Genomic DNA, 7,173 nt, shown 5'->3' on the forward strand with positions numbered 1-7,173 from the left:
TGGTACTATTTGCGCCATGAATGCTCGTGTACACAACGTACCCGCGTCATAGCGTATTCGTTTTATAACGTATCCGTTTCATCACATCTATCCGGTGTCGAACCGCCGTGAGGTTGAAAGGAAAAGAACATGACTGATCTGAAAAACGATCGCTACTTGCGGGCATTATTGCGCCAACCCGTTGATGTCACCCCGGTGTGGATGATGCGTCAAGCGGGGCGTTATTTGCCGGAATACAAGGCAACGCGCGCGCAGGCGGGTGATTTTATGTCGCTGTGTAAAAACGCAGAACTGGCTTGCGAAGTCACGTTACAACCTTTACGGCGCTATGCGCTGGATGCGGCGATTCTGTTCTCCGATATCCTGACTATTCCTGACGCCATGGGCTTGGGGCTCTATTTTGAAGCGGGGGAAGGCCCACGCTTTCACTCTCCCATCACATCTCATGCCGATGTGGTTAACCTGCCGATTCCCGATCCTGAGCAGGAACTCGGTTATGTGATGAACGCGGTGCGGACGATCCGTAAAAACCTCGCTGGTGAAGTGCCGTTGATTGGTTTCTCGGGCAGCCCGTGGACGCTTGCGACCTACATGGTTGAAGGCGGTAGCAGCAAAGCGTTTACCGTCATCAAGAAAATGATGTTCGCCGAGCCTAAAACGCTACATCTGTTGCTGGATAAGCTCGCCGATAGCGTCATTCTTTATCTCAACGCGCAGATTCGTGCTGGTGCGCAGGCAGTGATGGTATTCGATACCTGGGGCGGCGCGCTGAGCGGACGTGACTACAAAGAATTCTCCCTGCGGTACATGCATAAGATTGTTGATGGTTTACTACGTGAGAACGAAGGCCGACGCGTGCCAGTGACGCTCTTCACCAAAGGTGGAGGCCAGTGGTTGGAAGCGATGGCGGAAACAGGCTGCGACGCGCTGGGGCTGGACTGGACAAGTGATATTGCCGACGCACGCCGCCGGGTAGGCGATAAAGTGGCGCTACAGGGAAATATGGATCCGTCGATGTTGTATGCCGATCCGGCCCGGATCGAACAGGAAGTGGCGTCGATCCTGGCAGGATTTGGGCAAGGCAACGGGCATGTTTTCAACCTGGGGCACGGCATTCACCAAGACGTGCCCCCAGAGCATGCCGGTGTGTTTGTTGAGGCCGTCCATCGGTTATCTCGCCCTTATCACACATAATTCACCGGAGGTGATGTGATTGATACACAACAGCTGCGGGCTGAGCAACTGGCTCGCGCTTCTGATGTGATTCGGCACGACGATTTACCTTTTGAGCAGCCCGCGTTTATCGCAGGTGCGGACGTGGGTTTTGAGCAAGAAGGCTCGGTCACTCGCGCGGCGATTGCGGTAATGCGCTATCCTTCGTTGGAGCTGGTAGAATACAAGATTGCGCGTATCAGCACGACGATGCCCTATATTCCCGGTTTTCTTTCATTTCGCGAATGCCCTGGGCTGCTTGCCGCCTGGGCATTGCTTGAACAGAAACCGGATCTGCTGTTTGTCGATGGGCACGGGATTTCTCACCCACGGCGTCTCGGCGTTGCCAGCCATTTTGGCCTGCTGGTTGATGTTCCGACGATTGGCGTGGCCAAAAGTCGGTTGTGTGGCCGATTTGAACCGTTGATGGAGAGTGTCGGCAGCCAGCAGCCGTTGCTGGATAAGGGCGAACAGATTGGCTGGGTATGGCGCAGCAAAGCGCGCTGTAATCCACTGTTTGTGGCGACGGGACACCGAGTTGGACAAGATAGTGCATTGCACTGGGTACAATGTTGTATGCGCGGCTACCGTTTACCAGAGCCGACCCGTTGGGCTGATGCTGTTGCATCGAATCGTCCCGCATTTGTGCGTTGGCAACGGCAGAAAGCCGCTAACGTATTGTCGTAAAACTTTAGGAATTCAGGCATAGGGCGTCGCTGTTATTTCAGGTACACTGCCGCCCGTCGCTGTTAATGAGCATAAAAATGTTACGTAACCCCATTCATTTACGTCTGGAAAAACTGGCAAGCTGGCAACATGTCACTTTCATGGCATGTCTTTGTGAACGTATGTATCCCAATTACCATGAGTTCTGTCGTCAAACCGCGTTCGGCGATGCGATGGTTTACCGCCGCATTCTCGATCTGGTGTGGGAAACCTTGGTCGTTAAAGATGCTAAGGTTAATTTCGATAGCCAATTGGAAAAGCTGGAAGAAGCGATTCCCGCGGCGGAAGATTACGATCTTTACGGTGTCTACCCGGCTATTGATGCCTGTATCGCGCTGGGCGAGCTGATTCATTCGCGTTTAAGCGGTGCCACGCTCGAACATGCGATAGCGATTAGCGAAACGTCTATCCGCACGGTTGCCATGTTGGAAATGACGCAGGCAGGCAAAGAAATGACCGATGATGAGCTAAAGGTGTTGCCTGCAATCGAAGAAGAATGGGACATCCAATGGGAGATTTTTCGCCTGTTGGCGGCCTGTGAAGAACGCGATATTGAGCTGATAAAAGGGCTCCGTTCCGATCTGCGCGAGGCCGGAAGTAGTAACATCGGGATAAATTTGCATCAATAACGCGATAAAACGTGATTTAAGGCCTGAAATGGCCTGTCTTAAGGCTTCACATTCGCACCCTGTCTGGTCTACATTTGGGGGGCGTAAAAAAAAAGTGGCTGTCGGTGCGTGTATGCAGGAGAGTGCTACCACACCCTGAAAAGGGAGATGGCATATCCGTCGCACTTGATGCTTAGCAAGCGATAAACACACTGTAAGGATAACTTATGAATAAGACTCAACTGATTGATGTAATTGCGGACAAAGCTGATCTGTCAAAAGCACAGGCTAAAGCAGCTCTGGAATCAACTCTGGCGGCAATTACCGAGTCTCTGAAAGAAGGTGATGCAGTACAATTAGTTGGTTTTGGTACGTTTAAAGTCAACCATCGTAATGAGCGCACTGGCCGCAACCCACAAACCGGTAAAGAAATCAAAATTGCTGCTGCCAACGTGCCAGCGTTTGTTTCTGGCAAGGCTCTGAAAGACGCTGTTAAATAAGCCCATGTCGGTTAAAAGTTTAAGCAGAGGGGCGTTTTCGCCCCTTTTGCTTTTACGACGTTTGTGTGGAGCAGGCCTCGTGCTGACTGCCGTGGTGGCCTGTAGTAGCCGCACCGCACCGCCGGAGTTTTTCGCTAGCGGTTATGTTGCCGATCGCGGTATTGTGCGTTTGTGGCGTAAAGACGATGCGCAGAATACGACGGCGCTGACCACCGTGTTCAATCCGCTTCAGGGCAACGGCCTGGTGGTGACTCGCTATACGTTCCAGCAGGATAAGCTGCGTGAGATACAGCGTAATCAGCTCGGCGCGCAAAAAGAAGATATGCGCTTTGCAGAAGATGGAACCGTCAGCTTTATGCAGCGGCAACTTGCCGAAAGACGAGAATCAGTTTCTGATGATGATGTCGCGCTCTACCAGTTTGATGCTAAGCGCATGCTGGAGTTGAGCGATGTCCTACGTGCAGGAAAGGTGACGCTAAAGCAAGGGAAATGGTTGGAAGGGCAAGTACAGTCTTGTGACGGTACGGTGGTTCGCCCTGATTTTGACAATGATTCGCGTGAATGGATTGCAGAGCAAAAAGCGCATGCAACGCGCCCGCTAAACGTCGCGTGGCTGGAAGCACCGGAAGGGACGCAGTTATTGCTGGTGGTGGAAGATGATGTTTGCCAGTGGCAGCCTAAATAACCATACCCGTCATACTTCAAGTTTCATGTGCGTTGGCTGCGTTCAGTCACCCGAATCACTTACCTGAGTAAGCTCATCGGTATTCCCTCTCTTGCCGCCTGCCTGAAACTCGAATTATTTAGGGTATTAAAGAATAAGGCGATAAAAAACCCGGATTTCTCCGGGCTTCAGTATTGATCAGGCAATCGTTTATCGGAGCTGGGCTTATCAGGCTTGCTCACGCTCAATGGCGCGGTAGCCGATGTCTTTTCGACAGAATACTCCTTGCCATTGAATACCTGCTGCGATTTCGTAAGCGCGTTGCTGCGCTTCAGCGACGGTATTGCCCAGTGCGGTGACGCACAGTACACGGCCGCCGTTGGTCACGACATTAATACCATTTAGTTTGGTGCCAGCATGGAAGACCTTGCCATCTTCGGCATCCTGTTGTGGTAAACCGGAGATCACATCGCCCGTGTTGTAGTCTGCCGGGTAACCGCCTGCGGCTAATACCACACCCAGAGATGGACGTTCATCCCAGATGGAATCTTTCTGGTCTAGCGTGCCATCACAGGCTGCCAGGCACAGCTCCACGAGATCAGAACGTAAGCGCAGCATAATTGGCTGTGTTTCTGGATCGCCAAAGCGGCAGTTGAACTCGATAACTTTTGGCTGACCATCGGCAGAAATCATCAGACCGGCATACAAGAAACCGACGTAGGTATTTCCCTCTGCGGCCATGCCATTCACCGTTGGCCAAATTACCTGATCCATCACTCGCTGGTGGATTTCATCAGTCACGACCGGAGCCGGGGAATACGCCCCCATACCACCGGTATTTGGGCCAGTATCTTTATCGCCAACGCGTTTATGATCCTGGCTGGTTGCCATCGGCAGCACATTCTTGCCATCCACCATCACGATGAAGCTGGCTTCTTCACCGTCAAGGAATTCTTCCACTACGATGCGGTGTCCGGCATCGCCGAAGGCATTACCTGCCAGCATATCCTGAATGGCGTTTTCCGCTTCTTCCAACGTCATAGCGACAATCACGCCTTTGCCAGCGGCTAATCCATCCGCCTTAATGACAATAGGTGCACCTTTGCTGCGTACATAGGCCAGCGCGGGTTCAACGTCGGTGAAATTCTGGTATTCCGCTGTCGGGATGTTGTTGCGTGCCAGAAAATCTTTAGTGAAGGCTTTAGAACCTTCTAACTGTGCTGCTCCCTGCGTTGGACCAAAGATTTTTAGACCCGCACTCTGAAATGCATCAACAACGCCGAGAACTAACGGTGTTTCTGGGCCAACGATGGTTAAATCGATGTGGTTTTCCTGCGCAAAAGCAACTAATGCTGGAATGTCGGTTGCGCCGATATCGACGTTGGTCAGCGCGGGTTCAAGTGCGGTGCCAGCATTCCCCGGAGCGACATAAACACGTTTTGCCAACGGCGACTGTGCGGCCTTCCAAGCCAGCGCGTGCTCACGCCCACCATTACCAATAATTAAAATGTTCATTTCGTTCAATCTCCAGAATTAATGGCGGAAATGGCGCATGTCGGTAAAGATCATCGCAATGCCGTGTTCGTTAGCGGCGGCAATGACTTCATCATCACGAATCGATCCGCCTGGTTGGATCACGCAGGTGATGCCAACGGCAGCGGCAGCATCAATACCATCACGGAAGGGGAAGAACGCATCAGATGCCATCGCCGAACCTTTGACTTCCAGCCCTTCATCACCCGCTTTGATACCGGCGATTTTTGCTGAATAAACGCGGCTCATTTGGCCGGCACCTATCCCGATAGTCATATTGTCGCGTGCGTACACAATCGCATTGGATTTAACGAATTTCGCCACTTTCCAGCAGAAGAGCGCATCGCGCAACTCCTGCTCGCTCGGCTGGCGCTCAGTCACGACACGCAACCGGGAGGCATCGACCATACCCAGATCGCGATCCTGTACCAGCAAACCGCCGTTGACGCGTTTGAAATCCAGGCCGGGAACGCGCTGCTGCCAGTTACCGCTTGTCAGGACACGTACGTTTTGTTTGGCTGCGGTCACCGTCAATGCGGCATCACTGGCGGATGGCGCAATGATGACTTCGACAAACTGACGGCTGATGATGGCCTGCGCGGTTTCTTCATCCAATTCGCGGTTGAAGGCGATAATGCCACCGAATGCGGATGTCGGGTCAGTTTTGTAGGCGCGTTCGTAGGCATCAAGAATTGAGCCGCCAATTGCCACGCCGCACGGATTTGCGTGTTTAACGATCACGCAGGCCGGTTCGGCAAATTCTTTCACGCATTCTAGCGCCGCATCGGTATCGGCGATGTTGTTATAAGACAGCGCTTTGCCTTGTAACTGCGTAGCGGTGGCGACAGAAGCCTCATGAATATTCTCTTCTATATAGAAGGCGGCTTGCTGATGGCTGTTCTCACCGTAGCGCATGTCCTGCTTTTTGATGTAGTTCAGGTTCAATGTGCGTGGGAAGTGTCCCGATGGTTTATCGGTTTCACCGTGATAAGGCGGTACCAGCGCGCCAAAGTAGTTGGCAATCATGCTGTCGTAAGCCGCAGTGTGCTCGAAGGCTTTAATGGCTAAATCGAAGCGGGTTTCGTAAGTCAGTGAACCGCCGTTGGCGTCGATTTCATTAATGATGGCGCTGTAGTCGCTGCTCTTGACCACGATAGCCACATCTTTATGGTTCTTGGCGGCAGAACGAACCATCGTCGGGCCACCGATATCAATATTCTCGACCGCATCTTCTAGCGTGCAGTTCTCACGAGCCACGGTCTGGGCAAATGGATACAGATTCACAACAACAATATCGATCGGCTTAATGTCGTGCTGTGTCATGATCGCATCATCTTGGTCGCGACGTCCCAAAATACCGCCGTGTACTTTCGGGTGCAGAGTCTTTACACGCCCATCCATCATTTCCGGGAAGCCAGTGTAGTCAGAGACTTCAGTCACCGGCAAGCCAGCATCAGCCAGCAAACGTGCGGTTCCTCCGGTTGAAAGGAGCTCGACACCACGGTGGGACAGAGCTTGAGCAAATTCGACAATACCTGCTTTGTCAGAAACGCTGAGCAGAGCGCGGCGAATTGGACGGCGTTGTTGCATGATGATGTTATCCCTTGGATTTGGGTAGTCAGTAAAGAACGGTATGTGAATATCGTCTTTGTCAGAGCAATAGTTGCGGAATAAAGAGAAATATTCAGTTAGCGTTCGCAAAAATACGACGATCTTGAACGGGGTGAATTGTAGCGAAAACGTTTGCGTGATGCTCGTCAATTTTTGAATAGAATGCTTTCTGTGGATAAGTTTGTGAAAAAATAGGTATAAGGCGGGGTTTTGCTGTGGAATGCAGCAAACAATCATTTTTCTTTAAAATACCTATTGCGACCTGCCGAGAAGTCCCTATAATGCGCCTCCACTGACACGGCAACGGCGACGCGCGGTT

General features: G+C 52.0%; 8 protein-coding genes. 5 read left to right on the forward strand and 3 right to left on the reverse strand.

Annotated elements, in window-relative coordinates; genetic code table 11:
* The first annotated feature begins 129 nt into the window (after nt 1-129).
* The 5 genes from hemE (at nt 130) to ACKQAD_RS19075 (ending at nt 3,731) form a co-directional block, all read left to right on the forward strand.
* Nucleotides 130-1,194, forward strand: a complete 1,065-nt coding sequence (gene hemE, locus ACKQAD_RS19055; protein WP_409161581.1) for a uroporphyrinogen decarboxylase — start codon at nt 130-132, stop codon at nt 1,192-1,194.
* Between the two features lie 15 nt (nt 1,195-1,209).
* Nucleotides 1,210-1,899: a deoxyribonuclease V gene (gene nfi, locus ACKQAD_RS19060; protein ID WP_409161582.1), complete on the forward strand. Its 690-nt coding sequence runs from the start codon at nt 1,210-1,212 to the stop codon at nt 1,897-1,899.
* 77 nt (nt 1,900-1,976) lie between these two features.
* Nucleotides 1,977-2,567: a YjaG family protein gene (locus tag ACKQAD_RS19065; RefSeq protein WP_409161583.1), complete on the forward strand. Its 591-nt coding sequence runs from the start codon at nt 1,977-1,979 to the stop codon at nt 2,565-2,567.
* A 206-nt stretch (nt 2,568-2,773) separates the two neighbouring features.
* The gene (gene hupA / locus ACKQAD_RS19070) at nt 2,774-3,046 is read left to right on the forward strand and encodes a nucleoid-associated protein HU-alpha (RefSeq protein ID WP_005970302.1); all 273 of its coding nucleotides are present in this window, start codon (nt 2,774-2,776) and stop codon (nt 3,044-3,046) included.
* Between the two features lie 4 nt (nt 3,047-3,050).
* A complete protein-coding gene (locus ACKQAD_RS19075) occupies nt 3,051-3,731 on the forward strand; it encodes a DUF1481 domain-containing protein (protein WP_409161584.1) in 681 nt (226 codons plus the stop codon).
* Nucleotides 3,732-3,938: 207 nt separating this feature from the next.
* Here ACKQAD_RS19075 and purD read toward each other — a convergent pair whose 3' ends face one another.
* The 3 genes from purD to ACKQAD_RS19090 form a co-directional block, all read right to left on the reverse strand.
* Entirely contained in the window at nt 3,939-5,225 is a 1,287-nt protein-coding gene (purD, locus tag ACKQAD_RS19080) for a phosphoribosylamine--glycine ligase (RefSeq protein WP_409161585.1), read from the reverse strand.
* Nucleotides 5,226-5,243: 18 nt separating this feature from the next.
* Complete coding sequence (purH, locus tag ACKQAD_RS19085) at nt 5,244-6,833, reverse strand: bifunctional phosphoribosylaminoimidazolecarboxamide formyltransferase/IMP cyclohydrolase (protein WP_409161586.1); 1,590 nt, start codon at nt 6,831-6,833, stop codon at nt 5,244-5,246.
* A gap of 94 nt (nt 6,834-6,927) precedes the next feature.
* Nucleotides 6,928-7,173: hypothetical protein (locus ACKQAD_RS19090; RefSeq protein ID WP_409161587.1), on the reverse strand; the 246-nt coding region annotated here is incomplete at its 5' end.

Origin of the sequence: Pectobacterium artocarpous (genome assembly GCF_046159765.1) — a bacterium.
Taxonomy (GTDB): domain Bacteria; phylum Pseudomonadota; class Gammaproteobacteria; order Enterobacterales; family Enterobacteriaceae; genus Pectobacterium.